Genomic DNA, 25,924 nt, shown 5'->3' on the forward strand with positions numbered 1-25,924 from the left:
GGTGCTCCCATCCTGCCGTGTGGGCGTCGCGGGGTGAGGGCGGGCACCGCGAGTAGGCTGAGGGGGTGACCATGGAGATCGAGCTCGGCCGCGCCAAGCGCGCCCGCCGTGCCTACGCGTTCGACGACATCGCGGTCGTGCCTTCGCGGCGCACCCGCAACCCCGAAGACGTGTCGACCGCCTGGTCGATCGATGCCTTCGGCTTCGAGATCCCGGTGCTGGGCGCGCCGATGGACTCCGTCATGAGTCCGCGCACCGCCGTCATGCTCGGCCAGCTCGGCGGGCTGGGCGTGCTCGACCTCGAGGGCGTGTGGACACGCTACGACGACCCCGAGCCGCTGCTCGCCGAGATCGCGTCGCTGCCGGCATCCGAGGCGACGCGCCGCATGCAGGAGCTGTACACCGAGCCGATCAAGCCCGAGCTGGTGCGGGACCGCCTCGCCGAGGTCCGCGAGGCGGGGGTCACGGTCGCCGGATCGCTCACCCCGCAGCGCACGCAGGAGCTGTACGAGACCGTCGTCGCCGCCGGCGTCGACCTCTTCGTCATCCGCGGGACCACGGTGTCGGCCGAGCACGTCTCCAGCGTCGACGCGCCGCTGAACCTCAAGAAGTTCATCTACGACCTCGACGTGCCCGTCATCGTCGGCGGCGCCTCCACCTACACCGCGGCGCTGCATCTCATGCGCACCGGCGCGGCCGGAGTGCTCGTCGGCTTCGGCGGCGGAGCGGCCTCGACCACCCGCGCGACCCTCGGCATCCATGCACCGATGGCGACGGCCGTCGCCGATGTCGCCGGCGCGCGCCGCGACTACCTCGACGAGTCGGGCGGCCGCTACGTGCACGTCATCGCCGACGGCGGTGTCGGCACGTCGGGCGACATCGTCAAGGCGCTGGCGATGGGCGCGGATGCCGTCATGCTCGGCGTCGCGCTCGCGCGCGCGACCGACGCGCCCGGCCGCGGTTACCACTGGGGCCCCGAGGCGCACCACCCGAAGCTGCCGCGCGGCAAGCGCGTCGAGGTCGGGCAGGTCGCGCCGCTGGAGGAGATCCTCTACGGCCCCGCCCCGGTCGCCGACGGCACCGCGAACCTCATCGGCGCGCTGAAGAAGTCGATGGCCACCACCGGGTACTCCGACCTCAAGGAGTTCCAGCGCGTCGAGGTCGTCGTCGCGCCCTACATGGCAGGTCGATGACCGCGGAGCCGTTCCCGCCGACGCTGCGCGAGGTCATGCTGCGCCCCTGGTGGCTCGGCATGCTCGTGTTCGCCCTCGTCGTCGCGGCGGTGTTCGCCTGGCTCGGCCAGTGGCAGCTGGGCCGCGCCATCGACACCTCGCCGCCGGCGCCCGGCGCCACCGAACAGGTGCGCCCGATCGCCGACGTGACCGCGCCCGGCGCCTACCTGCCCGAGCCGCTCGTCGGTCAGCGCGTCGAGGTCGCCGGATCGTTCGTCCCCGGCGATTTCCTCGTGGTCTCCTCGCGCTTCAACGACGGTCAGCAGGGGTACTGGGTCACCGGGCAGCTGCGCACCGACGCGGCGACGCCGACCTCCCTGGCCGTCGCCGTCGGCTGGAGCGCCGACCGTGCGGTCGCGGATGCCGCGGCATCCACCCTCAACGCTGACCCGGGCGGCGCGCTCACCCTCACGGGGCGGCTCATCGCCGACGAGGGGCCCGTCGCGCCCCCGCGCGGGGCCGCGGACACCGAGATGACGCGGATGTCGCCGGCCGCGCTGCTGAGCTGGTGGCATGACACCGAGGAGCTGTCGGTGTACCGCTCGTACCTCGTCGCCGACGCCGGCGAACCCCTCGTGGGCGGGCTCGTCGCGATCGACTCGCCGGCGCCGGCGGAGGGCTCCAGCGTCAACTGGCTGAACATCTTCTACGCCGTCGAATGGGCCATCTTCGCGGGCTTCGCGTTCTACATGTGGTACCGGCTCGCACGCGACGCGTGGGAGAAGGAGGTCGAGGCGCTGGAGGAGGCGCAGGCCGCCGGAGCGGCCGCGCACGCCGACTAGACTTGACGGCATGCCTCAGCCCAAACTCGCCAGTTTTCCGGCGATCCGCGGGGCGCTCAGGTTCTACCAGATCGCCTCGGTGATCACGGGTGTGATGCTGCTGTCGCTGTGCGCCGAGATGATCGTGAAGTACGCGTTCGGCTACGAGCTGTTCGCGGGCGGGTCCGGGGGAGCGCTGTGGCTGCACCCCGTAGCCCTCGACGGCGGCGCCGACCTCACCGGCGGAGCGATCAACCTCTCCACCGGCATCCTCATCGCGCACGGGTGGTTCTACGTCGTCTACCTCTTCGCGTGCTTCCGCGTCTGGAGCCTCATGCGCTGGGGTTTCGTGCGCTTCATCGTGCTCGCACTCGGCGGCATCGTGCCGCTGCTGTCGTTCTTCATGGAGGCGCGCGTCGCGCGCGAGGTGCGGGCCTACCTCGCCCAGCGCGAAGCCGACGAATCCTCCGCCTCGATCCCCGCCACGGAAGGCAGCCGGTGACCACCCAGACCGAGACCGCTCAGCGTCCCGTCCTCGTCGTCGACTTCGGAGCCCAGTACGCGCAGCTCATCGCGCGTCGGGTGCGCGAGGCGGGTGTGTACAGCGAGCTCGTGCCGCACACCGTCACCGCGGCCGAGGTGGAGGCCAAGAACCCCGTCGCGATCATCCTGTCCGGTGGGCCGTCGTCGGTCTACGAGCCCGGGGCGCCCTCGCTCGATCCCGGCGTGCTGCAGCTCGGCGTGCCGACGCTCGGCATCTGCTACGGCTTCCAGGTGATGGCCCAGCAGCTCGGCGGCGAGGTCGCCAACACGGGCCTGCGCGAGTACGGCGCGACGGATGCCGTCGTCGTGAACGACGGCGGAGTGCTCCTCGGCGGTCAACCGGCCGAGCAGAACGTCTGGATGAGCCACGGCGACCAGGTTGCCACGGCGCCGGCCGGCTTCGAGGTGCTCGCCTCGACGGCCGCGACACCGGTGGCGGCGTTCGGCAACGCCGAGAAGTGCTTCTACGGTGTGCAGTGGCACCCCGAGGTCAAGCACTCCGACTACGGCCAGGACGTCCTGACCAACTTCCTCCACAAGGCGGCCGGCCTCGCGGCCGATTGGAACAGCGGCAACGTCATCGCCGAGCAGGTCGATCGCATCCGCGCACAGGTCGGCACCGGTCGCGTGCTGTCCGCGCTGTCGGGCGGGGTCGACTCGGCCGTCTCGACGGCGCTCGTGCACAAGGCCGTCGGCGACCAGCTCGTCGCCGTGTTCGTCGACCACGGGCTGCTGCGCAAGGGCGAGCGCGAACAGGTCGAGAACGACTACGTGGCCTCCACCGGTGTGCGCCTGATCACCGTCGACGCGCGCGACACGTTCCTGAACGCGCTGGCCGGTGTCAGCGACCCCGAGCAGAAGCGAAAGATCATCGGCCGCGAGTTCATCCGCGCCTTCGAGAAGGTGCAGGCCGACCTGGTCGCCGAAGCGGCGGCCGAGGGCGAGCCGATCCGCTTCCTCGTGCAGGGCACCCTCTACCCCGACGTGGTCGAATCCGGCGGCGGAGCGGGCACGGCCAACATCAAGAGCCACCACAACGTCGGCGGCCTGCCGGAGGACCTGCAGTTCGAGCTCGTCGAGCCGTTGCGTACCCTCTTCAAGGACGAGGTGCGCGCCATCGGCCGCGAGCTCGGGCTTCCCGAAGCGATCGTGGGACGTCAGCCCTTTCCGGGGCCCGGCCTCGGCATCCGCATCGTGGGCGAGGTCACCGCTGACCGTCTCGAGATCCTGCGTGACGCCGACGCCATCGCCCGTGAGGAGCTGACGAAGGCGGGCCTCGACGGCGAGATCTGGCAGTGCCCGGTCGTGCTGCTGGCCGACGTGCGCTCGGTGGGCGTGCAGGGCGACGGCCGCACCTACGGGCACCCGATCGTGCTGCGCCCCGTCTCCAGCGAAGACGCCATGACCGCCGACTGGACGCGCCTGCCCTACGACGTGCTGTCCAAGATCAGCAACCGCATCACCAACGAGGTCCGCGAGGTCAACCGGGTCGTGCTCGACGTCACGTCGAAGCCCCCGGGGACCATCGAGTGGGAGTGATCTGACCGGATGCCGGGATCGCGGGGACTGCCCCGGGTCCCGGCATCCGTCATTGCGGGGTGCATCGCCGGCCCATGACACCGGGGCGCGATGTTCCGTATTCAGTCTCGGCGGAGTTGCTGCGACACCGCTCCCGGGTGGTGGCGCGGCCGACACCGAGATGCCGCCGCGCGCAGACTGAGTACGGAACGGCCGGGGGCGGGGTCGGGGGCGGGGTCGGGAAGCCGGGCCCGCGGGATGCCGAGGCATGCGAAAGGCCCGCCCGGCGCGAGCCGGACGGGCCTTCGTGCGCGGATGCGTCGCGCGCTAGTTGTTGCCGCGCAGGATCGCGATCATGCGCAGGATCTCGATGTAGAGCCAGACGACCGTCACCATGATGCCGAAGCCGCCGAGCCAGCCGAACTCGCGGGGCGCGCCGTTGCGGACGCCCTGCTGGATCTGGTCGAAGTCCTGCACGAGCGAGTAGGCGGCCATGATGACCACGAGCACACCGATGATCAGGCCGATCGGAATGCCGGCGATCTTCGCGCTGTACAGGCCGAAGGCGCCGGGCGCGATTCCCGTCCACATCAGCACCAGGTTGATGAGGCCGAAGACGAGATAGCCGACCATCGCGATCAGGAAGATCTTGTTGGCGCGCGCGCTCGCGCGCACCTTGCCGCTCGCGAACAGGGCGAGGGTCACACCGACGACGGCGAAGGTGGCGATCGTGGCCTGCATGACGATGCCGGGCCAGATGAACTCGAAGTAGGCCGAGATGCCGCCGACGAACAGGCCCTCGAAGGCCGCGTAGCCGAAGATCAGCGCGGGGCGGATCTTCTTGCGCGACGTGAACGAGACGACCATCGCCAGCACGAAGCCGCCGAGCATGCCGATGATCCACGGCACGATCGTGATCTGCGAGGAACGTGCGACGTCGGTGGGCGAGAAGGCGCCGCCCAGCGTCCACACCCAGCCGATGACGGCCGTGACGAGGAGGATCGCGAACAGGCCCACCGTCTTGGCGACGGTGTCCTCGACGGTCATGCGGCCGGTCTGGTGCGACGCGGCGGCGGGGGCGGCGAAAGCGCCCTCGAGCTGGGCGTTCACCGCGGCATCCGTCACCTGGTGCGACGTCGCGGCGTAGCCGGTCGAGGCGCCGGGCTGCGGCGCGGCGGGCGGCGTGAGGCCGGGACGCTGCTCTTGGAAGGCGGGGTTGTTGAAGGCGAAGTTGCCGGAGGCCATGGTCTCTTTCCACTCCCTAGGGTGCACCGGTCGGGTGCACAGCGCGGTGCTGTGGATAACAGGCTATCGGACGGTCGTGCCGCATCGTCGGGCGCCGGCTGTGTCGCTGCTGTGAAGCCGCTCAGACGAACCTCGATCGGTAGCCTGGAGCCATGCCTCGTGCCCGCCCGTTGGTGATCGGTCACCGTGGTGCCCCCGGATACCGCCCCGAGCACACCCGCTCCTCCTACGAGCTGGCGCTGGCGATGGGAGTGGATGCCGTCGAACCGGATGTCGTCTTCACGAAGGACGCGGTGGCCGTCGTCCGGCATGAGAACGAGATCTCGGGGACGACCGACGTCGCCGAGCGCTGCGAGTTCGCGGACCGCCGCACGACCAAGCCGGTCGACGGTGTGCCGCAGACGGGCTGGTTCACGGAGGACTTCACCTGGGCGGAGCTGTCGACGCTGCGCTGTCGCGAACGGCTGTCGCACCTGCGCCGCGGCAGCGCGGCCTTCGACGACACGGAGCCGCCGCTGCGCCTGCGCGACCTGCTCGATCTCGTCGCGGCGGCCTCACATCAGCAGGGGCGCGACATCGGCATCGTCCTGGAGATCAAGCACGCCACCTACTTCGGGTCGCGGGGGTTCGATGTCGCGGCGCTCATCGCCGCGGAACTGCGCGCCGCGGGGTGGGCGGAGGGAGCGCGCTCGCTGTTCGTGGAGTCGTTCGAGCTCGCCGTGCTGCGCGAGCTGCGTGCCCGCGGCATCCGCGCGACATACGTCTACCTCGTCGAGGCCGACGGCGCGCCGTTCGATCTCGTCGCGACCCACGGCGCGGCGGCAACGCCGTATCGCGACCAGGTCAGCGCCGACGGGCTGGCGCGGCTGGCGGACGAGGTGGACGGCATCAGCGTCGACAAGGCGATGCTGCTGAGTCCGGCGCTGCGGGGGGCCGAGCTGGTCGCCGACGCCCACGCGGAGGGGCTCGCGGTGTTCACGTGGACGTGTCGTCCCGAGAACGCGTTCCTGACGCCCGCCTTCCGCCGCGGAGGCGACGACGCTGCCTTCGGCGATTACGCCGCCGAGTGGGGCGTGATTCGGGATGCCGGCCTCGACGGCGTCTTCGTCGATCACGCCGACCTCGGGGTGGCGTTCTTCCGCTGACCAGCCCTCACCACGGCCGCTGAGTGTTCACCGTGCGCTTCGCAGCCCCGGCACAGCTCTCGCATAGGGTGAGGGCATGACCCTCCCCGGCATCGTCGTCACCGGAGTGCGCCGCTCGTTCGGACACGTGCATGCCGTGCGCGATGTCTCGTTGGAGGCGCGGGCGGGCGCCGTCACCGGCCTCGTCGGACCGAACGGCTCGGGCAAGACCACGCTCATGCTCATGCTGGCCTCGCTCCTCGCCCCCGACGCGGGCACCATCCGCATCGGCGGCGTCGACCCCCTCGCCGAGCCCGCCGCCGCCCGCGCGCTGCTCGGCTGGATGCCCGACGCCCTCGGCGCATGGCCGACCCTCACCGCCCGCGAGACGCTCGTCATGACCGGCCGCCTCTACGGCTTGGATGCCGAGGCCGCCCGGGCGGGCGCCGCACGGCTGCTCGACGAGGTGGGGCTCGGGACGCTGTCCGATGCGCCGGCACGCGTGCTGTCGCGGGGACAGAAGCAGCGCCTCGGTCTCGCGCGCGCCCTCGTGCACGATCCCCGCGTACTGCTGCTGGATGAGCCGGCCTCGGGCCTGGATCCGCAGGCGCGCATCGACCTGCGCGTGCTGCTGCGCCGCCTCGCCGCCGAGGGGCGCACCATCCTCATCTCCAGTCACATCCTCTCCGAGCTCGAGGAAGTCGTCGACGAGGCGGTGTTCCTCGTCGACGGCACCACGGTGAGCAGTGAGCGGGTCGCGGCGGCGGCGACACGCCTGCGGACGTGGCGCATCCGCCTCGCCGACCGTGATGCGACGGCGGCGGCGCTGCCGGTCGCCCAGACACTGGGCCTGGACGCCGCCCTCGTCCCGATCGATCGGCGCGACCTGCTGGTCTCGTTCGCGAGCGATGACGACGCGGCATCCGCTCTCGCCGCCCTCGTCGGGGCCGGCCTGCCGGTCGCGGAGTTCGCGGCGGCGACGGGACTTCTGGAACACACGTTCCTCGACCTCCGGGGAGAACGCTCATGAACGCCGCGCGTCTGTGGACGATCGCCCGCCTCGAGCTGCTCCAGCGGGTGCGCACCGTGTCGTGGTACGTGCTGCTCGGCGTCTTCGCGCTGCTGCTCGTCGGCGTGACCGCTCTGGCCTACCTGGCCTATGGCGGCTGGGGGCAGAGCGGCCCCGGCATCTACTCCGTCGTCGTCTGCGTCACGCTGCTGCTTGTGCTGCTGGTCTCACCCACCCTCAGCGGCAACAGCATCAACGGCGACCGGGATGCCGCGACACTCGCACCCGTGCAGGTGACGCTCGTGACGACGGGGGAGATCCTCCTCGGCAAGTTCGTCGCCGGCTGGATCACCGGACTGGCCTTCGCCGCCGTGGCGGCGCCGTTCCTGGTGATCGCCACCTTCGCGGGCGGCGTCGATCCGCTCACCGTGGTCATCTCGCTCGTCGTGCTCGTGGTCGAGACCGGTGTCGTCGCCGCGATCGGCGTGGCGCTGTCGGGCCTGCTCGCGCGTCCGCTGTTCTCGGTCGCCACGACCTACCTCGTCGTCGCGGCGCTCACCGTCGGAACGCCGCTGGGTTTCGGGCTGATCGGCGCCGCGGTCTCCAGCGAAGGCACCTCGATCACCCGCTCCTACGAATCCGGTCCCGATGGGGCGCCGCTGTGCCAGGACGGTGCCCGCTTCTGCGGCGATGCGCCGGAGAAGTTCGTCTGCGGCGAGTGGCAGACCGGCACCTACCGGGCGCCGCGCTTCGACTACGTGTGGTGGCTGCTGTCGGCCAACCCCTTCGTGATCCTCGGCGACGCCACGCCCACCCGGTTCAGCGAGTACGGCTACCCCGACGACCTCTTCGGCTCGCTGAAGCTGTCGGTTCGTTCGGCGCAGCTGCCTCCGTCGCTCGAGCAGCGCTGGGACGACTGTGCGCCGGGAGTGCACCTCGACTCGACGCAGCCCACCCCGCGCGAGATCATCGACGAGACCGTCCCGAGCTGGTTCGTGGGCCTCGCCGTCCAGGTGCTGCTGGCGGGCCTGCTGCTGTGGGGCGCCTGGGCGCGAACCCGCACGCCGGCGCGTTCGCTGCCCCCGGGAACACGCATCGCATAGACCTTCGGATGAACTCGGATGAGGATCCTCTCATCCGCCTTTCGCCTCGTGCAGGGGATGCATAGCCTCCATACAGCCACGTCCTACCCCCGACGTGGCACACCCCCCTGCACGAAAGGCGGTCTTCCCTTGCAACCACCACGGCAACGACGCATCCTCGCCACGGCAGGTGCGATAGCACTGCTGCTTCCCTCCACGGCCGCGTTCGCCGCGACCCCCGACGATGCAGACCCGTCGTCGCGGTTCCTCGCCGCGGCATCCGCCGGAAAGATCTCGACGTCGTTCACCTCGGCGGCCATCGACGCCGACGGACTCGTGAGCGTCGTGGTCGAGATGACGGGCGACCCGGTCGCCGTCGTCGAAGCCGAGCAGGGCCGCGAACTCAGTGAGGGCGAGCGCGGAGACGTGAAGAGTCGTCTCAAGGATGCGCAGGAGCCGGTGACCTCGGCGATCGAGGACAAGGGCGGCTCGGTGCAGGCCGAGATGCAGTCGGCCTACAACGGTGTGCAGGCGAAGGTGCCGGCTGGCGAGCTCGAGACGATCGCCGCGCTGCCGAACGTCGTCGCCATCCACCCCGTGCGCAAATACACCGTCGACAACGCGGTCTCGGTGCCCTTCCTCGACGTTCCGCAGGTGTGGGAGAGCACCGGTTACACGGGACAGAACGTCAAGGTCGCCATCATCGACACCGGCATCGACTACACCCACGCCACCTTCGGCGGACCGGGCACCGTGGCGGCGTTCGATGCGGCGAAGGCGAGTTCCGCCCAGCCCGCCGACCCGACGATGTACGGCCCCGACGCTCCGCGCGTCAAGGGCGGCATCGATCTCGTCGGCGACGACTACAACGCCGACCCGAACAGCGCCTCCTACCAGCCGGTGCCGCACCCCGACGACAACCCGCTCGACTGCAACGGCCACGGCTCGCACGTCGCCGGCACCGCGGGCGGTTCGGGTGTGCTCGCCGACGGCACCACCTACCGCGGTCCGTACGACTCGACGACGCCGTCGAACCCGTTCCGCGTCGGCCCGGGCGTCGCCCCGCAGGTCGACCTGTACGCCGTGCGGGTCTTCGGGTGCGAAGGATCGACCGATGTGGTCGTGCCCGCCCTGGACTGGGCCGTCGATCACGGCATGGACGTCGTGAACATGTCGCTCGGCTCGTCGTTCGGACGCGCCGACGACCCGGATGCCGTGGCCGCCGCCAACGCGGTCGGTGCCGGCGTCGTCGTGGTCGCCTCGTCCGGCAACGCGGGCCACAACCCGTACCTCACCGGCTCGCCGGGAACCGGCGACGGTGTGATCTCCGTGTCGGCCGTCGACAGCGCCGAGGGGTTCCCGGGCGCGACGATCACGGTCGGCGGCACCCCCGTCGAGGCGATCAACGCGAACGGCGCCTCCCTCGACGGGATCGGCGATCTGACGGTCGTGCGCCTCGCCGGCGACAACGCGCTCGGATGCTCGCCGGCGGCGTTCACCGCCGCGGGCGTCGTGCCCGGCGGCAACCAGATCGCGGTCGTCGACCGCGGATCGTGCGCCCGTGTCGCCAAGGCCATCTACGGCCAGCAGGCGGGAGCGGCTGCGGTGGTCATGGTGAACAACACCGATGACCTGCCCCCGTTCGAAGGCGTCGTGACGGCCAACGCCGACACCGGTGAGCCGTTCAACCTGACGATCCCGTTCCTCGGCGTGCGCTCGTCGAGCGGTCCCGCGTTCGTCGCCGGCGCCACGGCGAGCCTCGTCGCCACGCAGATCGCCAACCCGGGCTTCCGCGGCTACGCGTCGTTCAGCTCGTCGGGTCCACGCTCGGGCGACAGTGCCATCAGTCCGGATGTCGCCGCCCCCGGCGTGTCGATCTCGTCCGCCGCGGTGGGCTCGGGCAACGGTGCGGCGATCCTGTCGGGCACCTCGATGGCCGCTCCGCACGTGGCGGGTGTGGCGGCGCTGTCCGCCGAGGCGCACCCGTCGTGGACGGCTCCGCAGATCGCGGCATCCGTGGTGTCCACCGCCGACCCCGACAAGGTCGCCGGTCAGAGCCTGACGCTCGGCGGCGTGGGTCTCGTCGACGCTGCGCAGGCGGTGGCGACGACGGTGACCGCGACGGGCGACGCGTTCCGCACCGAGAGCGGCTGGGCGCGCGAGTCGGCGCTCAGCTTCGGCTTCCAGGAGTCGGCGCTCGGCTTCGGCGGAGTGAAGACCGTGACGGTGCGCAACGACGGGCCGACCGCCGTGCGCTACGACGTGTCGACGACCCCGTCGGCGCAGTCGAAGAAGGCACGCATCCTGCTCTCGAACCGTTCCATCACCGTGCCGGCGGGTGGGTCGGCGAAGGTGCTGCTCATCGTCGCCGCCGCGGCGAAGGACGTGCCGAGCTCGGTGGGCGCCGACGACCAGTTCGCGTTCTCCGAGATCTCCGGTGACATCGTGCTCACGTCGTCCGACTCCACGCTGCGCGTTCCCTACCTGCTCGTGCCGCGCGCCGACAGCACGGTGCGCGCGACGATGAACGGCCCGTGGTTCAGCGGCAAGCAGAAGGTCGCCGACGGCACCAAGAAGCTGACGCTGCGCAACCTCGCCGGCGCCCTGCCGGCCGGTGCCGACGTGTACACGTGGGGTCTGTCCGACCCGCAGGACGCCAGCAAGACCTTGGCCGACACCGGGTACGACATCCGTGCGGTCGGGGTGCAGTCCTTCCCCGACGGCGACGACACGCTGATGGTGTTCGCGATGAACATGCACCACCGCTGGTCGAACGCGGCCGCGAACGAGTACGACATCGTGATCGACAGTGATCGCGACGGCACCCCCGACTGGATCGTCCTGTCGGCCGACTCGGGCGGGGTCCGCAACGGCGACACCAACGGCCTGTCCGAGGTATTCATCGTCAACGCCAAGACGAAGGAGACGGCCGCCGCGGGCTTCCTCACGCAGGCGCCGACCGACAGCAGCACCCTGCTGATGCCGGTGCGGGCGAGCGATCTGGGCATCACCGGGGCGTTCTCGTACACGGCCCAGACCTTCGCGTCCAACGATGCGTCGGATGCGGTGGACGGGTGGGCGACGTATGACCCGACCGCGCCGGCGATCACCAACGGTCAGTTCGTCACGGTGCCGCAGCGCGGTTCGGCGAGCGTCGAGGTCGGCTTCAACGCGAAGCAGATCGAGGCGCAGAAGCCGCTCGGCTCGATGGTGGTCGTGATGGACAACGCGTCCGGCGCCGATGAGGCGCTGCTGCTGCCGCTGAAGAAGTAGCCCCGGCGAGACGGAAGAGGGGGTGGATGCCGCGGCATCCACCCCCTCTTCCTGTGCTCGCGCTGTCGCGCGGGCGGCGCGGGTCAGACGCCGCAGAGCTTCGGTTCGGCGCCCTGGCCGAACCGGTAGTCGTAGGTCTTGCCGTCGACCGAGACGACGACGCGCATGCCGTCGATCTGCGCCTGCGTGTAGCTCTGGCCGGGCGACGGGCACCCGAGCGAGCCGTCGTTGAACGTCACCGCCTCGGAGGATACGAGCTGCGGGGTGCCGGTCACGCCCCGCTTCGTGAGGTCGGCGACGAGCGCGTCCCAGCGGCTCTGAGGTACGGCGATCGCCGGTCCGCTCGGGCCGATGGGGCCGGGCGTCGTCGTCTGCAGCGGCGGGCGGGTGGATGGGGAGACGCCCGACAGTTCGGGTGCGGGATCGGTGCTGCCGGAGCTGCACGAGGTGAGCGCGAGCGCCGCCAGGGCGATCGCAGTCAGGATCGGGGTTCTGCGCATGGGGGCCTCCTCGCGCCGACGGATGCGGTGTGCCGGATGAAGCGAGGGTAGGCCCTGCGCCTGCGAATGCGCGGGGAGAACGGGGAAGTCCGACGTCGACGCGACGGCGGGAGTCGAACCCGCAACGCACCCGGTTATGAGCCGGTGCCCGGGTCCGCCCGGATCGCCGCGATGCCCCGGTGAGGGGACGCTCCCACGCTAACCCGCCCCGACCGCCGGGGACAGGTGTGTGACCTGTGGTTGCGATATGTGTCCGCGCGTGACACGGGCGAGCGTCGGGGTCACAGCGTCCGGTCGAACGCACTCTGGCGGGTCGACACGATGTCCTTGCCGAGCGGCATGAGAGAGATGGGGATCATCTTGAAGTCGGCGATCGCCATCGGGATGCCGATGATCGTGATGCACAGCGCGATGCCGCTGACGAGGTGCCCGAGCGCGAGCCACCAGCCCGCCAGGATCACCCAGACGACGTTGCCGAGGAACGAGCCCACGCCCGCCGTCGGCTTCGGCACGATCGTGCGTCCGAACGGCCAGATGACGTAGCCGGCGGTGCGGAACGAGGCGATCGCCCAGGGGATCGTGATGATCGGGATGCACAGCACGACACCTGCGACCACGTAGCCGACGAACAGCCAGAACCCGGCGAAGATGATCCAGACGATGTTGAGGATCGTGCGCATGCGTCCATTCTCCCCGGCCGCGCGGGGCTACGCGCGACGCCGAGCCGCCGCGCTCTGCGCGTGACGCAGCAGCCCTACGAGTCCGCAGATCAACGCGAGTGTGCCGAGCGCCATGAGCGTGGCGGCCGCCAATGTGGCTCCGGTCAGCTGAGGGACGATCGTCGCCAGGTCGTCGAGCGCGCGAGGCGTCCACGTCATTACGGCGCCGACCGCGGCGGCTGCGGCGAAGACGAGCCCCCAGACGATCCCTGCCCACCGGATGCGCGGGCCCGGCCGGGCCTCGGGCGCGTCGGGCGCGTCGGGCGCGAGAGCGTCGGCAGCGGATGCCGGGAACACGTCAGAGCCTGGTGCGGAATCGCTCATCGGGAGCCTCCTGTCGTCGTTGCGGGTGATGACTGCATGACAGAGATGAAGCCGCTGTCCTGCTCGATGACGATGCGGTGGTGAGTCCGGGCGTTCGCGCCGCCCACCGTCGTCGTCAGACGGATCCGCCCGTCAGCGAGACGAGTGCTCGTGACGTCGGGGTCGTCGGAGAGGCGCGCGTACGACGTGCCGTCGGCATCCGTGAGGCGGACCCGATCGACCGCGGCGTCTCGCGTGGTGATCTCGATCTCCATTCGGACGGATCCGTCAAGCGGCTCCGCCATGATCTGCGTGTTACCCGACGTCTTCTCCACGTAGACCGAACCGTCCACACCGTTGTCTGGAGCGACGATGACGAGGTCGCCCCACGTCTGGACGAAGGGGTCTGATGCGGAGGTGCCCGGCTGCGACGCATCGCCCACGGCGATCCAATAGCTTCCGATGTGAAGCGTCTGAGCGATCGGTATCGCCGTCGCCGCGCCCGCGCCGAGCAGCGTCACGACGGTCGCAAAGGCGAGGAAGCCGCTGCGGCGGCGCAGCACACCGGCCACCACCATCGACAGGCCGAGCACGACCGCCGCGACGAACAGCCCGCGCGCCGCGCCGAGGGCATCGCGCTGAGCAATCGCGGTGGCGGTGCCCGCGATCACGGCGACGCCGAGGGCGACGCCGACGAACGCGAGCGGCGTGCGCGGAGAATTCAGACGCCGCCGGCGACGGCGCTCCGCGGCTTCGGCAGCGAACACGGTGGCGCGCTCCTGCCGCTCCCGGCGCGCCTGCTCGCGGACGACGCGATCGACATCCTGCTGCTGCCGGCGCCATGCGTCGTCCTGCATCTTCCACGCGGCGTGCTGCTCTCGCCACGCGGCGTACGCATCGTCGTCGGGAGAGAGGGCAGGGGAGGATGCCGCGAAGCCGGCGGCATCCGTCCCCTGCGGGTCCGCGGGGGCGACCGGACCCGAACCGGTGGCCACGGCGGACGCATCCGGCGACGCATCCGCAGCGGAAGCCCTCTGCTGCGGCGGTGCCGGAGACGCGGAGCGCGCGGAGTGACGCGCGGCGCGCACGATGATGAACAGGAGTGCTCCGGTGAGGACGAGGCCGACGGCCACCAGGAGAGCGGACAGGGCAGACCATCCCCCGAGCCCGGGGCTCAGCATCCATTGCGGGATCCCGCCGACGAAGACGACTCCCGGTCCGAGCGGAATGAGCCCGAGGATCAGCAGCCCGACGATCCCGACCTGAGCCGGCTCGAACCGACGACGCAGAGCGTCGCGCAGCAGAATCCGACCGTCGAGGTCGGGCAGGAGCGCCCAGGCGAGCGCGTAGAGGAAGATCACCGGGAACCCGAAGAGAGCGACCACGACCAGGATGCCGCGGACGATCAGCGGATCGATCCGCAGGCGCGCCGCGATTCCCGCCGCGACCCCGCCGATCCACCCGTCGCTGCGGACCAGCCCCAGCCCCGCGGTCCACGAGAAGAAGCGGTCGCCGGTGTTCCGGCTGTCGCGGCCGGTGTCGGTGGGCGCGGCGGCCGGGGTGGCGCCGGTGGGGTCGGTGTCGAGGGGAGGAGATGGCGTCGACGCGGCGGGCGGTGGCGGATCCACGGGCGGGGTGGTCATGCATCGATCTTCGCGGCGCGGCAGCCGCGCCGACTATGGGGGGAACCCCTGAGACGGCCCTGATCTGCGCCGCCGGAGTGACGACGGCCGTGGCCGCGGGTGGTTTGATGGGCCGTATGACGCCCGCCGCCGCCTCGGATGCCGCGCGCACCGCGCCCGCGCCCCGTCCGGTGCCGCCGGCCCGGCCGTCGCTCGGGCGTCCTCGCGAGGGCGTCGTCGCCGGCGTCGCCGAAGGACTCGCCCGTCACCTCGGTGCCCCCGTGAGCGCCGTGCGCGCGCTGTTCGTCACCCTCGCGCTGTGCGGAGGTGCCGGCATCCTCTTCTACGCCTGGTGCTGGGCCTTCGCGCCTCGCGCCGCCGGAGACGCGCCGACCACGAGTTCGGCGCCGATCGCCTGGATTCTCACGTGCGCCGCCGCGATCGCCCTGCTGCCGCTGACCGCGCTCGCCGTCGTCGGCTCGCGTGCGAGTTCGGACCTCGCCGCCGCCGTCGTCGCCGCATCGGCGGCAGCGGCGACCGCGGGGTCATGGGCGACGCTGATCGATCGCCGCGACCCCCTCCGCGGACCGGGGCACGCGGTGATCGTCCGAACCGCGGTCGTGATCATCCTGCTCGCCGTGTGCGCAGTGACCATCCTCGCCCTTCGCGACGGCGCGGCGGCGGATGCTCTGCTGATCGTGGTGCCCCTGGTCGCGCTCGCCGCGATGCTGTCGTCGAACCTCGTTGAGAAGTGGCGCGAGCTGAGCGGTGAGCGCGACCGACGCATCCGCGAGGAGCAGCGCGCCGCGATGGCCGCGCACCTGCATGATTCCGTCCTGCAGACCCTCGCCCTGATCCAGAACCGGGGCGGCGCATCGAGCGATGTCGCGCGGCTCGCCCGCGCACAGGAACGGGAGCTGCGGGCCTGGCTGTACGACGGCGATCAGCCGGCCGACAGCGACCTGGCGACTGACCTTCGCGACTATGCCGCGGCACTCGAGCTCGACTACCCGGTGCGTATCGACGTCGTCACCGTCGGGGTCTCGAGCGAGCGCGCCAGCGGCGAGATCGCGGCCGCCGGGCGAGAGGCCATGCTCAATGCGGCACGCCATGCCGGCGGCGACGTCTCGGTGTACATCGAAGGGCGAGCCGACGGCGTCGACGTCTTCGTCCGCGACCGAGGACCGGGTTTCGCCCTCGACGAGGTCGCTGACGACCGGCTCGGCGTGCGGCAGTCGATCATCGGGAGGATGCGGCGCCTCGGGGGCACCGCGACGGTGACGTCGGGACCGGAGGGCACCGATGTCCATCTGCGGTCGGCGAGCGCCGAGGGGAACGGTCGTGGCTGACGGCATCCGCGTTGTCATCGTCGACGACCATTCGATCTTTCGCTCGGGTCTGCGCAGCGACCTCGACGACACCGTCGTGGTCGTCGGGGAGGCAGCTGATGTGCCCACCGCGATCGCCGTCATCACCCAGACGCGGCCGGACGTGGTTCTGCTCGATGTGCATCTGCCGGGCGGGCAGGGCGACGATGCCACCGGCGGCGAAGAGGTCATCCGCGCCGCCGCCGCCGCGCCGACCCGGTTCCTGGCGCTGAGCGTGTCGGACGCGGCCGAGGACGTCGTGCGCGTGATCCGCGCGGGCGCCCGCGGCTACATCACCAAGGGTTCGTCGGGTGCGGAAGTGAGTCGAGCAGCCCACGCCGTCGCCGAGGGGGACGCCGTGTTCTCGCCGCGCCTGGCGGGGTTCGTGCTCGATGCGTTCGGCGCGGTCGCGGGTGAGACCGCCGCCGTCGACGACGAGCTCGATCGCCTCTCGGCCCGCGAGCAGGAGGTGATGCGCCTCATTGCCCGCGGCTACGCGTACAAGGAAGTCGCGAGCGCGCTGTTCATCTCGATCAAGACGGTCGAGACGCACGTCTCGGCGGTGCTGCGAAAGCTTCAGCTGTCGTCACGGCACGAGCTGACGGTGTGGGCCTCGCAGCGGCGCCTGCTCTGAGCAGGTCGCCGCGGCATCCCGTCGGCGGTGTCAGAGCCGCGACCTAGACTTGACGGGTTATGAGCGACCCGATCAAACCCGTCATCGTCGGCATGCCCACGGACGCCGCGCGCGGTGCGGGAGGCCGGGTCGACGAGGATCTCCTGGTGGGCCTCAACCCGCAGCAGCGCGAAGCTGTCACCTATCGCGGACAAGCGCTGCTCATCGTGGCCGGCGCGGGCTCGGGGAAGACGAGCGTGCTCACGCGCCGCATCGCGTCGCTGCTGCGGGGACGTGAGGCCTGGCCGAGCCAGATCCTCGCCATCACCTTCACCAACAAGGCCGCCGGCGAGATGCGCGAGCGCGTGCAGCAGCTCATCGGCGACACCGCCCAGGGCATGTGGATCTCCACGTTCCACTCGGCGTGCGTGCGCATCCTCCGACGTGAGGCCGACCAGTTCGGCTTCACCAAGAGCTTCACGATCTACGACTCCGGCGACTCGCGCGCGCTCATCAAGCGACTCGTCAAGCAGTACGAGGCCGACGCGTTCGGGTTGACCCCGGCATCCGTGCAGGGGCGCATCTCGAAGCTGAAGAACGAGCTCGCGGATGCCGAGTCGTTCGCGCGCACGGCCAACATGAGCGACCCCGCCGAGCGCCTGTTCGCCGAGATCTTCGCCGACTATCAGCGTTCGCTGCAGCGCGCGAACGCGTTCGACTTCGACGATCTCATCGCCCAGACCGTGTATCTGTTCCGTGCGTTCCCGCACGTCGCCGACACCTACCGCCGCCGGTTCCGGCACATCCTCGTCGACGAGTACCAGGACACCAACCACGCCCAGTACGCGCTCATCCACGAGCTCACCCGGCCGATCGAAGACGTCGGTGCGCTGCTGGACGAGACCGACGGGGCGTCGCTGACCGTCGTCGGTGACTCCGACCAGTCGATCTACGCCTTCCGCGGCGCCGACATCCGCAACATCACCGAGTTCGAGCGCGACTACCCGGGCGCCAAGGTCGTACTACTCGAGCAGAACTACCGCTCGACGCAGAACATCCTGACCGCGGCCAACGCCGTCATCAGCAACAACTTCGACCGCAAGGACAAGAAGCTCTGGACCGACTTCGGCGCCGGAGACAAGATCGTCGGTTTCACCGGCTACTCGCAGCACGACGAGGCCCAGTTCGTCGCCGACGAGGTCGAAGCGCTGCACCGCGCCGGCCTGCCCTACGGCGAGATGGCCGTGTTCTACCGCACCAATTCGCAGTCCCGCGCGCTGGAAGAGATCTTCATCCGTGCCGCCGTTCCCTACAAGATCATGGGCGGCACCAAGTTCTACGACCGTGCCGAGATCAAAGACGCGATGGCCTACCTCATCGCGGTCGCCAACCCCGCCGACGAGCTGAGCGTCCGCCGCATCCTGAACAAGCCGCGCCGCGGCATCGGCGACGTCACCGAGACCTCCATCGCCCGCTACGCCGCCGATCAGGACATCACCTTCCGCGACGCGCTCACCCACGCGTCGGCGCTGGGCGTCGGCCCCAAGATCCAGACCGCGATCGCGCAGCTCGACGCCGTCCTCGTCGAGGCGACGGCCATCATGCTGCCCGCCTCGGGCGAGGCGCCGCCCTCGACCGCGGTCGCCGAGGGCCTCACCCTTCTGCTCAACAAGAGCGGCTACCTGGACGCCCTGCGCATGTCGAAGGACCCACAGGACGAGGCGCGCGTCGAGAACCTCGACGAGCTCGTGGCCGTCACCCGGGAGTTCGCCCGGAACAACCCCGACGGCACCCTCCTCGACTTCCTCACCGAGGTGGCGCTCGTCTCGGATGCCGATGACCTCGCCGACGCATCCGGCACTGTCTCGCTCATGACCATGCACACGGCCAAGGGGCTCGAGTACGACGCCGTGTTCGTCACCGGGGTCGAGGAAGATCTCATTCCGCACCGCATCTCCGCGGGGGAGCCGGGCGGTCCGCAGGAGGAACGGCGTCTGTTCTATGTCGCCCTCACGCGCGCCCGCAAGCGCTTGCACCTCTCGCTCGCCATGACCCGCGCCCAGTTCGGCGAGGTGTCGGTCGCGATGCCGTCGCGGTTCCTCCAGGAGATCCCGTACGACCTCATCGACTGGCGCCAGTCACCCGGTGACATCAACGCGCGCGGCCAGGGCGGCTCGCGCGCGCTGAACGGGCGTAGGCCGGGTGGGTTCGGCGGCTCGGGGACATCGGGTGGCTCGCGCTACGGCGACGACCTGGTCCCGCTGCCCCGGCGGGACAAGCCCGCGGGCGACCTCGCGAAGTTCGCCAACCGCATCCCCGCGAAGGTGCGCGACAACGGCGAGATGGAGCTGGCGCCCGGTGACCGCATCCGCCACGAGGACTTCGGAGAGGGCCGTGTCGATCAGGTGACGGGCGAAGGCGCCAAGCGCGTGGCCCACGTGCGCTTCGACCGCGCCGGGCAGAAGAAGCTGCTCATCAAGATCGCCCCGATCGAGAAGCTGTAGCAGGCCGTCCCGACCGGCGGTGGATGCCGCGACCGCCGCGGGCCGCACACCGTCACGGCTAGGCTCGAACCCATGGCACTCTTCTCGCGTCGCGACCGTTCCGACAAGGGCGATGCCGCCCCGGCGTCCGAGGTCGAGTCCGTCGACGCCCTCGCGGGGACGGACGAACCCGCCGAAGCGGCCGCCGTCGCTGCCGAGGCCGTGCCGCAGGTCGGCATTTCGGTCTCCACCTTCGGCGCCGACCCGACGGCTCCGGCGCCCGCAGCTCCGACGCGCCCCGCAGCGACCGCGCCGGCGCCGCGGGAGATCGTCCCCGGTCTGGTCGACAACGCGCTGCTGCAGGCAGCCCTGTCCGCGCTGTCCGCGGAGCCGCAGAACACCGAGATCATGAACGTGATGCGCCAGGCGATGCAGGGGCAGCTGTTCCTGCGCGCCCAGGGCGACGTGCAGGCGCTGCTCGCCGCGGGCGAGCAGATCAACCTCGCGATCGCGACGGTGGAGGGTAAGCGCTTCCTGCTCGCCTTCAGCGGCGGCGCGGCGTTGCAGGCGAGCGTCGACTCCGAGGGCGGCGTGTCCACATCGGTCATCGGCCAGCCGGCGATCGAGGTGCTGCGCAACGCCGTCGGCGGCGGGTATGACGGCGTCTACCTCGACCACGCGACGCTCGGCGCCCGCGTGATCCTGCCGTCGCCGCTGATCAGCCGTGCGGTCGAGGAGAGCGAGCCGACCTTCGAGATCAAGACCCTGCTTTCGGGATCGCGCGATGAGAGCACGGCGGCACGCGTCGCCGATGCCCTCTCGCGCCTGCCGGTCTGGGTGGCCGGCAACAGTGACGCCGAGGGGCGCATGGGTCTCGCCGAGGCGCGCACCCCGGACGGACAGCGCCGCATGGAGGTGTTCTCGCACCCGTTGGAGGTCGTTGCACTCGGCCGCGGCGACAGCCCCCTGCCGGTGCAGCCCGAGCAGCTGGGTCGCGCGTTGGCATCCGAGCCCGGCCTCACCGGGGTCGTCGTGGATCCGGGTGGCCCCTGGATCGAACTCGACCGCGACGCGCTCGCGGGCGTGCTCGCACTCGCCCGCTGACGCGCGCCGTCGGGCACTCGCGCGCCCCACAGCGCGCTGCAGATTCGGATCAGTGCATCGGATTCGGATGCTGTGCGGCATCCGGTCCGCATCCGTTGCTGGCCTCCGAATCTGCGGCGGCCCGCCCGAGCGCGGCCGCCCGCCCGAGGGCGGCGGCCCGCCCCCTGTCGCGACCGGCGACCGGCCCGTAGGGTCGGGGCATGGCCTCGGAGCGCATCACCCTGGACGTTGCGGGCCGGGACGTCTCGCTGTCCAGTCCGCACCGCGTCATCTGGCCGCAGCTCGGCATCACGAAGCAGGAACTCGCCGAGTACGTGATCGCGGTGTCAGAGCCGTTCCTGCGCGCGAACGGCCACCGTCCGGTTTCGCTCGAGCGGTTCCCCGACACGGTCGACGGGGAGCGCTTCTTCTCGAAGAACCCGCCGCGCGGCGTGCCGGAGTACGTCCACGACGTGATGTGCACCTACAACAGCGGGCGCCGTCACCCGCAGGTCGTCCTCGACGAGGCCGCCGCGATCGTCTGGGCGGTGCAGATGAACACCGTCGTCTTCCATCCGTGGGCCTCGCTCGCCGCCGACACCGACAATCCCGTCGAACTGCGCATCGATCTCGACCCGCAGCCGGGAACCGACTTCGCGGATGCCGCGGCCGTCGCCCCGGTGCTGCGCGACGTGCTGCGCGAGGCCGGCCTCGAGCCGTGGCTGAAGACCAGCGGCAACCGCGGCATCCACGTGTTCTGCCCCATCGAGCCGACGCACGAGTTCCTCGATGTCCGCCACGCCGTCATCGCGGCCGGGCGAGAGCTCGCGCGACGGATGCCGGATGCCGTGACGGTCGACTGGTGGAAGGAGGAGCGCGGACGGCGCATCTTCGTCGACTTCAACCAGGCCAATCGCGACCGCACCATGGCCGGCGCCTACAGCCCGCGCGCCCTGCCGTCGGCGACCGTCGCGACGCCCATCACCTGGGCGGAGCTGGCCGACGGCGTCGACCCCGCCGCGTTCACCGTGCGCACGGTGCCGCAACGACTCGCCGCGGTGGGCGATCCGTGGGAGGGTCTGCAGGAGAACCCCGGTCGCATCGATGTGCTGCTCGAGTGGTGGCGACGCGATCGCGAGGCGGGCCTGGGGGAGCTGCCGTTCCCGCCCGAGTTCCCCAAGATGCCGGGGGAGCCGCCGCGCGTCCAACCCAGTCGGGCGAAGAAGGACTGAGCGGGTTCACCGCGCGGTCGCCTGGACCTGCGACGGACTCGTGGATCCCCTCGCGATCGTCACCGCGAGTCACCTCGACCAACCCTTCCTCGTCCTGGGTGGCGAACTGGCCGAGCCGACGCAGAACGTGCTCGCCGTCGACTGGGCCGGAGCCGGCTTCCGCGGCGAGGATCTCGGTCAGGCAGCCCACCACGATCCGGCGAGCTTCACGCCCGAGCGCTGCCGCAACGCCGTCGCTGCCGGGGTCGCGGCGCTGCTCAGCGGACAGAACGGCGTCGTCGTCTGGATCCCCTGACGCCGCCGCGGGTCAGTCGGTGCGGGCGATCGCCTCGCGGCGATGCGGGCGCGCCCACCGCGCCGGGGTGTGCGGGCCGTCCCACACCTGCACGATCCCCCACGCGACCGCGGTGATCGGCACGGCGAGCACGGCCCCGACGATGCCGCCCAGCACGGTGCCGGCGGTCAGGGCGATGAGGATGACGAAGGCGTGCAGCTGCATCGAGCGTCCCATGAGCACGGGCTGCAGCAGGTTGCCCTCCAGCTGATTGACGAGCACGACCACGCCCACCACGAGGAGGGCCACGACCCAGCCGTTGGCCACGAGGGCGACCAGCGCAGCGAGGATGCCGGCGAGGGTCGCACCGACGATCGGGATGAACGCCAGCAGGAACACCAGCACCGCCAGCGGCAGGGCCAACGGCACCTGCAGGATCAGCAGCCCGATCAGGATGCCAACGGCATCGACCGCGGCGACGGTCGCCGTGCCGCGCACGTACGAACCGAGCACCGTCACGGTCTTGTCGCCGACCCGCAGCGCGCGCTGGTACGGCTCGCCGCGGAACGGCCGCAGCAGGAAGGCCCACATCTGCGGACCGTCCTTGAGGAAGAAGAACAGCATCACGACCATCAGCACGAGGCCGGTGATGAAGTTCGCCACGGCGCTGACGCCGGCGAGGGCGCCGCTGCCGAACTGCGCGCTCGTCACGAAGTCGGTGAGGGTCTTCAGCCACTCGTCGATCTGGGCATGATCGATCTGGAACGGCAGGGTGCCCGCCCACGCCATCAGATCGGTGAAGCCGCCCTGCGCCTGTGTCGCTAGCTCATCCCACTGGTCGCGCACGGCCCAGATGATCAGCCAGCCCACCGCGGTGAGGACGAGGGCGATCGCGAACAGGGCGATCAGCGTCGCGACGAGAGAGGGGATGCCGCGCCCGCGCAGCCAGGCCATGAGCGGCGCGAACGCCGAGGCCAGGATCAGCGCGATCACGAGCGGGATCGTCACGACGGTCAGCTGGCGGATGCCCCAGATGATCCCCGCGGCGAGGGCCACAACCACGATGATCTGCACCGCCCGGATCGCGAGGGCGCCGAAGGCATCCGCCCAGAGGCTCCACGGTCTGCCCACCGGGCGCACGTCGACCCCGTCCGTGCCGTGCTGGTCGATGCGGACGGTGCGGTCGCGGAACAGTCCCATGCCTCGACCGTAGACGACCCGTAGCCTCCGCTTCGGTCACCGGGCCGGACGCGACCACTCCCGCTCGGTGAGCACGCGCGCCACGGTCAGGCCGATCGCGAGGGCCACGACGACGAACAGCGCGGTCGTCGCATTCTGGATCGCCGCCACCGTGTCGCCGCCGATGACACCGGCGATCGAGCGGTACGCGGCCGCCCCCGGAACCATGATCAGCACGGCCGGCACGGTCAGGGTCACGCGTGCGGCGCGCAGCCGATCACCGAAGAGGTAGGCGCCGAGTCCCACGGCCAGGGCGGCGGCAGCGGCGGCGACGGCGGGATTGACGTGGGCGTCGACGAGCGCCAAGCGCCCGACGTTCGCGACGGCGCCGAGACTCGATGCCGTCAGAGCGATCGCCCAGGGCGTGCCGAACAGCAGAGCGAAACCGAGTACCCCGACGAAGCCGGCGGCGAGTCGGACGAGCGACAGGAACGGCTCGGCGAACTCGGGGGCGGCGACCTGCGTGACGGTCGCGTCGAAGACGGTCGCGACTCCCCAGACGGCGGTGCCGGTGGCCAGCAGCACCAGGACGGCATAGGTGACCCGGGCGATGCCGGCGTTGAGATCCAGTCGGGCGAGGTCGAGGGCGCCGGTCACGAGCGGGAAGCCGGGAACGAGATAGAGCACGGCGCTGGTCAGTGCCGCGTCGTGCTGTCCGCCGGGAACGCCGAGGGCGACGAACACCTGCGCGGCGGCCAGGTACACCAGCAGGGCCGTCATCGCCGAGGCGAACACGAGCAGGAACTCGTTCGTGCGGAGGCGGTGGATGAGCATCCGCACCCACTGGCCCGCCGCCGCCGCGATCCCGACGGCGACGAACTCCTGCCACCCACCGTTGTTCAGCAGCGCGAAGGCCGCACACGCCAGCGCGGCCGCCAGCACGCGCGTCAGATCGGAGTAGCGCCGCGGCATCCGCTCGACCTCGCGCAGCTCGCCCTGCAGGTGAGCCGGCGTCGTGCCCGGCTGCAGACGCGCCGTCAGACGTTTCAGGGCCGTCATGCGGTCGGCGTCGACGGTCGGACGAGGAACTTCCGCCACGCGTGTGCGGAACATCTGACCGCGCCCGGCGGTGAGCACGATGTCGGTCATGCCGACGCGGCAGTGCACGTCGTCGATTCCCACCGCTTCCGCGGCCCGCACCATGCTGTCGCGCACCCGCGCGGAGGAGGCACCCGCCCCCAGCATGAGCGATCCCAGGCGCAGCACCGCGTCCGTGCGGGCGATGAACTGCACCGGTTCGAGTGCGAGCTCCTGCGTCACCGTGGGTTCCAGGGGCTCGGACGGCGCAGCGGACGGCTCGTCGGGCGGGGCGGGGACCATGGTCCGATCCTCGCACCGGCGCCGCCGCAGGGCGAGGATCACGAGCCGGAACAACGGATGCCGATATTCACGGTCGCCGACCGATCAGCGGTCCTTCGCGCGCCCGTAGGCTCGGGATCACGGAGGAGGGGAGAGCGCCCCTCACCATCCGCACCAACGGATCGCATGTCCGGCCGCCGGAACCCGGCGCCGATGCGGGCGTGGGCGGGAGAGCCGGATCCGGCCCGTGCGGTGCTGCGCGGGTCGGATCCGTGCGCCGCGGCTTCAGTCCAGGACGTCCGCCAGGTCGTATGCGCGCACCTGTTCCAGCTGGGCGAAGGTGCACGAGCGCGGGTCGCGGTCGGGCCGCCACCGCTCGAACTGCACCGTGTGGCGAAAGCGTGCGCCCTCGAGCTGGTCGTAGCGCACCTCGAGCACGCGCTCCGGCCGCAGCCGGACGAACGAGGTGTCCTTCGTCGCCGAGAAGCGCGAACGGTCGGTCTGTCCGGTCATGGCGGTGCCCTCGGCATCCGTGACGACGAGAGGCGCCAGCTCGTCGACGAGCTCACGCCTGCGCACATCGCTGAAGGCCGACGCTCCGCCGACGTTGCGGAGATCGCCGTTCTCGTCGTACAGCCCCAGCAGCAGCGAGCCGACACCGTGGCCGCTCTTGTGCACGCGGTAGCCGAGCAGCACGACGTCGGCCGTGCGGGCGTGTTTGATCTTGAACATCGTCCGCTTTCCGGGCGCGTAGGGCAGGGCGAGCGGTTTGGCGATCACCCCGTCCAGCCCGGCGCCTTCGAAGCGGGCGAGCCACTGCGTCGCCAGGTCGTGGTCACCCGTCGTGCGCGTCACGTGCACCGGGGCGGGGACCGTCCGCAGGAGGTCTTCGAGTTCTGCGCGGCGCGTCGAGAACGGCTCCTGCTGGAGATCGCGCTCGCCGCGGGCGAGGAGGTCGAAGGCGATGAACATCGCGGGCGTCTCCCTGCTCAGCAGGGCGATGCGTGAGGCGGCGGGGTGGATGCGCTGTGACAGCGCCTCCCATGACAGCCGCCGACGCCCGTCGGATCCGTCGAGCGCCACCACGATCTCCCCGTCGAGCAGGCACGGCTCGGGCAGCAGGGCGGTGCACGCGGCGACGAGTTCGGGGAAGTAGCGGGTGAGCGGCTTTGCCCCGCGCGAGCCGATCTCGACGTCGGTGCCGTCCCACGACAGCAGGGCGCGAAATCCGTCCCATTTCGGCTCGAACGCGAGGCCCCCGGGGGTGCGGGCGGGGTCGGGAACGGCGCTGACGGCCTTCGCCAGCATCGGTGCGGGGATGTCGTACGGCATGGCTCTCATCATGACGGCGGGGGCACGGCGGCGACAGGGGGCATCCGACGACTCGCGATGAGACTGAGTAT

At 71.0% G+C, this 25,924-nt stretch carries 22 protein-coding genes and 1 tRNA gene; 14 read left to right on the forward strand and 9 right to left on the reverse strand.

The features are described 5' to 3' along the window. The first annotated feature begins 71 nt into the window (after window positions 1–71). Genes JOE53_RS01790 through guaA form a run of 4 tightly spaced genes read left to right on the forward strand, consistent with a single transcriptional unit; the run spans window position 72 to window position 4,075 of the window. The gene (locus JOE53_RS01790) at window positions 72–1,193 is read left to right on the forward strand and encodes a GuaB3 family IMP dehydrogenase-related protein (RefSeq protein WP_036287715.1); all 1,122 of its coding nucleotides are present in this window, start codon (window positions 72–74) and stop codon (window positions 1,191–1,193) included. Then, on the forward strand, window positions 1,190–2,014 hold the full coding sequence (locus JOE53_RS01795; RefSeq protein WP_112932471.1) for an SURF1 family protein: 825 nt from the start codon (window positions 1,190–1,192) through the stop codon (window positions 2,012–2,014). The genes JOE53_RS01790 and JOE53_RS01795 overlap by 4 nt, the downstream gene beginning before the upstream one ends. Before the next feature lie 10 nt (window positions 2,015–2,024). Then, on the forward strand, window positions 2,025–2,495 hold the full coding sequence (locus tag JOE53_RS01800) for a DUF3817 domain-containing protein (RefSeq protein WP_036318291.1): 471 nt from the start codon (window positions 2,025–2,027) through the stop codon (window positions 2,493–2,495). Further along, on the forward strand, window positions 2,492–4,075 hold the full coding sequence (gene guaA / locus JOE53_RS01805; protein WP_061682894.1) for a glutamine-hydrolyzing GMP synthase: 1,584 nt from the start codon (window positions 2,492–2,494) through the stop codon (window positions 4,073–4,075). The genes JOE53_RS01800 and guaA overlap by 4 nt, the downstream gene beginning before the upstream one ends. Before the next feature lie 306 nt (window positions 4,076–4,381). Here the strand turns inward: guaA and JOE53_RS01810 are convergent, their stop codons facing one another. Next, a complete protein-coding gene (locus JOE53_RS01810) occupies window positions 4,382–5,299 on the reverse strand; it encodes a Bax inhibitor-1/YccA family protein (protein ID WP_204946578.1) in 918 nt (305 codons plus the stop codon). A gap of 152 nt (window positions 5,300–5,451) precedes the next feature. Here JOE53_RS01810 and JOE53_RS01815 point away from each other — a divergent pair, with 152 nt between their 5' ends. The 4 genes from JOE53_RS01815 (at window position 5,452) to JOE53_RS01830 (ending at window position 11,787) form a co-directional block, all read left to right on the forward strand. Beyond that, a complete protein-coding gene (locus tag JOE53_RS01815) occupies window positions 5,452–6,444 on the forward strand; it encodes a glycerophosphodiester phosphodiesterase family protein (protein ID WP_204946579.1) in 993 nt (330 codons plus the stop codon). A 76-nt stretch (window positions 6,445–6,520) separates the two neighbouring features. Beyond that, window positions 6,521–7,453 carry an ABC transporter ATP-binding protein gene (locus JOE53_RS01820; RefSeq protein WP_204946580.1) on the forward strand — a complete coding sequence of 311 codons (933 nt, stop codon included), beginning with the start codon at window positions 6,521–6,523 and terminating at the stop codon, window positions 7,451–7,453. Further along, on the forward strand, window positions 7,450–8,535 hold the full coding sequence (locus JOE53_RS01825; RefSeq protein WP_005050370.1) for an ABC transporter permease: 1,086 nt from the start codon (window positions 7,450–7,452) through the stop codon (window positions 8,533–8,535). Before JOE53_RS01820 ends, JOE53_RS01825 begins: the two co-directional genes overlap by 4 nt. Before the next feature lie 129 nt (window positions 8,536–8,664). Next, complete coding sequence (locus tag JOE53_RS01830) at window positions 8,665–11,787, forward strand: S8 family peptidase (protein ID WP_204946581.1); 3,123 nt, start codon at window positions 8,665–8,667, stop codon at window positions 11,785–11,787. 83 nt (window positions 11,788–11,870) lie between these two features. On the opposite strand, the gene JOE53_RS01835 is transcribed toward JOE53_RS01830, so the two are convergent. From JOE53_RS01835 to JOE53_RS01855, 5 genes are all read right to left on the reverse strand, one after another. After that, window positions 11,871–12,287 carry a hypothetical protein gene (locus tag JOE53_RS01835; protein ID WP_204946582.1) on the reverse strand — a complete coding sequence of 139 codons (417 nt, stop codon included), beginning with the start codon at window positions 12,285–12,287 and terminating at the stop codon, window positions 11,871–11,873. A 98-nt stretch (window positions 12,288–12,385) separates the two neighbouring features. After that, window positions 12,386–12,458, reverse strand: a tRNA-Met gene (locus JOE53_RS01840). Between the two features lie 110 nt (window positions 12,459–12,568). Then, window positions 12,569–12,967: a YccF domain-containing protein gene (locus JOE53_RS01845; RefSeq protein ID WP_061682901.1), complete on the reverse strand. Its 399-nt coding sequence runs from the start codon at window positions 12,965–12,967 to the stop codon at window positions 12,569–12,571. A gap of 27 nt (window positions 12,968–12,994) precedes the next feature. Continuing rightward, the gene (locus JOE53_RS01850) at window positions 12,995–13,330 is read right to left on the reverse strand and encodes a hypothetical protein (protein WP_204946583.1); all 336 of its coding nucleotides are present in this window, start codon (window positions 13,328–13,330) and stop codon (window positions 12,995–12,997) included. Next, window positions 13,327–14,952 carry a PspC domain-containing protein gene (locus JOE53_RS01855; protein WP_204946584.1) on the reverse strand — a complete coding sequence of 542 codons (1,626 nt, stop codon included), beginning with the start codon at window positions 14,950–14,952 and terminating at the stop codon, window positions 13,327–13,329. The genes JOE53_RS01850 and JOE53_RS01855 overlap by 4 nt, the downstream gene beginning before the upstream one ends. A gap of 116 nt (window positions 14,953–15,068) precedes the next feature. On the opposite strand from JOE53_RS01855, the gene JOE53_RS01860 reads away from it, so the two are divergent. The 6 genes from JOE53_RS01860 (at window position 15,069) to JOE53_RS01885 (ending at window position 22,004) form a co-directional block, all read left to right on the forward strand. After that, complete coding sequence (locus tag JOE53_RS01860; protein ID WP_204946585.1) at window positions 15,069–16,280, forward strand: ATP-binding protein; 1,212 nt, start codon at window positions 15,069–15,071, stop codon at window positions 16,278–16,280. Beyond that, window positions 16,234–16,932: a LuxR C-terminal-related transcriptional regulator gene (locus JOE53_RS01865; protein WP_204946586.1), complete on the forward strand. Its 699-nt coding sequence runs from the start codon at window positions 16,234–16,236 to the stop codon at window positions 16,930–16,932. Before JOE53_RS01860 ends, JOE53_RS01865 begins: the two co-directional genes overlap by 47 nt. A 59-nt stretch (window positions 16,933–16,991) precedes the next feature. Further along, on the forward strand, window positions 16,992–19,415 hold the full coding sequence (locus tag JOE53_RS01870; protein ID WP_204946587.1) for an ATP-dependent helicase: 2,424 nt from the start codon (window positions 16,992–16,994) through the stop codon (window positions 19,413–19,415). 72 nt (window positions 19,416–19,487) lie between these two features. Beyond that, a complete protein-coding gene (locus JOE53_RS01875; RefSeq protein WP_204946588.1) occupies window positions 19,488–20,498 on the forward strand; it encodes an SseB family protein in 1,011 nt (336 codons plus the stop codon). Window positions 20,499–20,698: 200 nt separating this feature from the next. Next, window positions 20,699–21,709, forward strand: coding sequence for a non-homologous end-joining DNA ligase (ligD, locus tag JOE53_RS01880; protein ID WP_204946589.1), 1,011 nt, complete (start codon window positions 20,699–20,701; stop codon window positions 21,707–21,709). Between the two features lie 40 nt (window positions 21,710–21,749). Continuing rightward, window positions 21,750–22,004, forward strand: coding sequence for a hypothetical protein (locus tag JOE53_RS01885; protein WP_204946590.1), 255 nt, complete (start codon window positions 21,750–21,752; stop codon window positions 22,002–22,004). Window positions 22,005–22,016: 12 nt separating this feature from the next. On the opposite strand, the gene JOE53_RS01890 is transcribed toward JOE53_RS01885, so the two are convergent. The 3 genes from JOE53_RS01890 to JOE53_RS01900 form a co-directional block, all read right to left on the reverse strand. After that, window positions 22,017–23,183, reverse strand: coding sequence for an AI-2E family transporter (locus JOE53_RS01890; RefSeq protein WP_204946591.1), 1,167 nt, complete (start codon window positions 23,181–23,183; stop codon window positions 22,017–22,019). A gap of 36 nt (window positions 23,184–23,219) precedes the next feature. After that, window positions 23,220–24,542, reverse strand: coding sequence for a threonine/serine exporter family protein (locus JOE53_RS01895; protein WP_204946592.1), 1,323 nt, complete (start codon window positions 24,540–24,542; stop codon window positions 23,220–23,222). Window positions 24,543–24,806: 264 nt separating this feature from the next. Beyond that, on the reverse strand, window positions 24,807–25,853 hold the full coding sequence (locus tag JOE53_RS01900; protein ID WP_204946593.1) for an ATP-dependent DNA ligase: 1,047 nt from the start codon (window positions 25,851–25,853) through the stop codon (window positions 24,807–24,809). Window positions 25,854–25,924: the final 71 nt, after the last annotated feature.

This window comes from Microbacterium laevaniformans, assembly GCF_016907555.1.
Lineage (GTDB): Bacteria > Actinomycetota > Actinomycetes > Actinomycetales > Microbacteriaceae > Microbacterium > Microbacterium laevaniformans.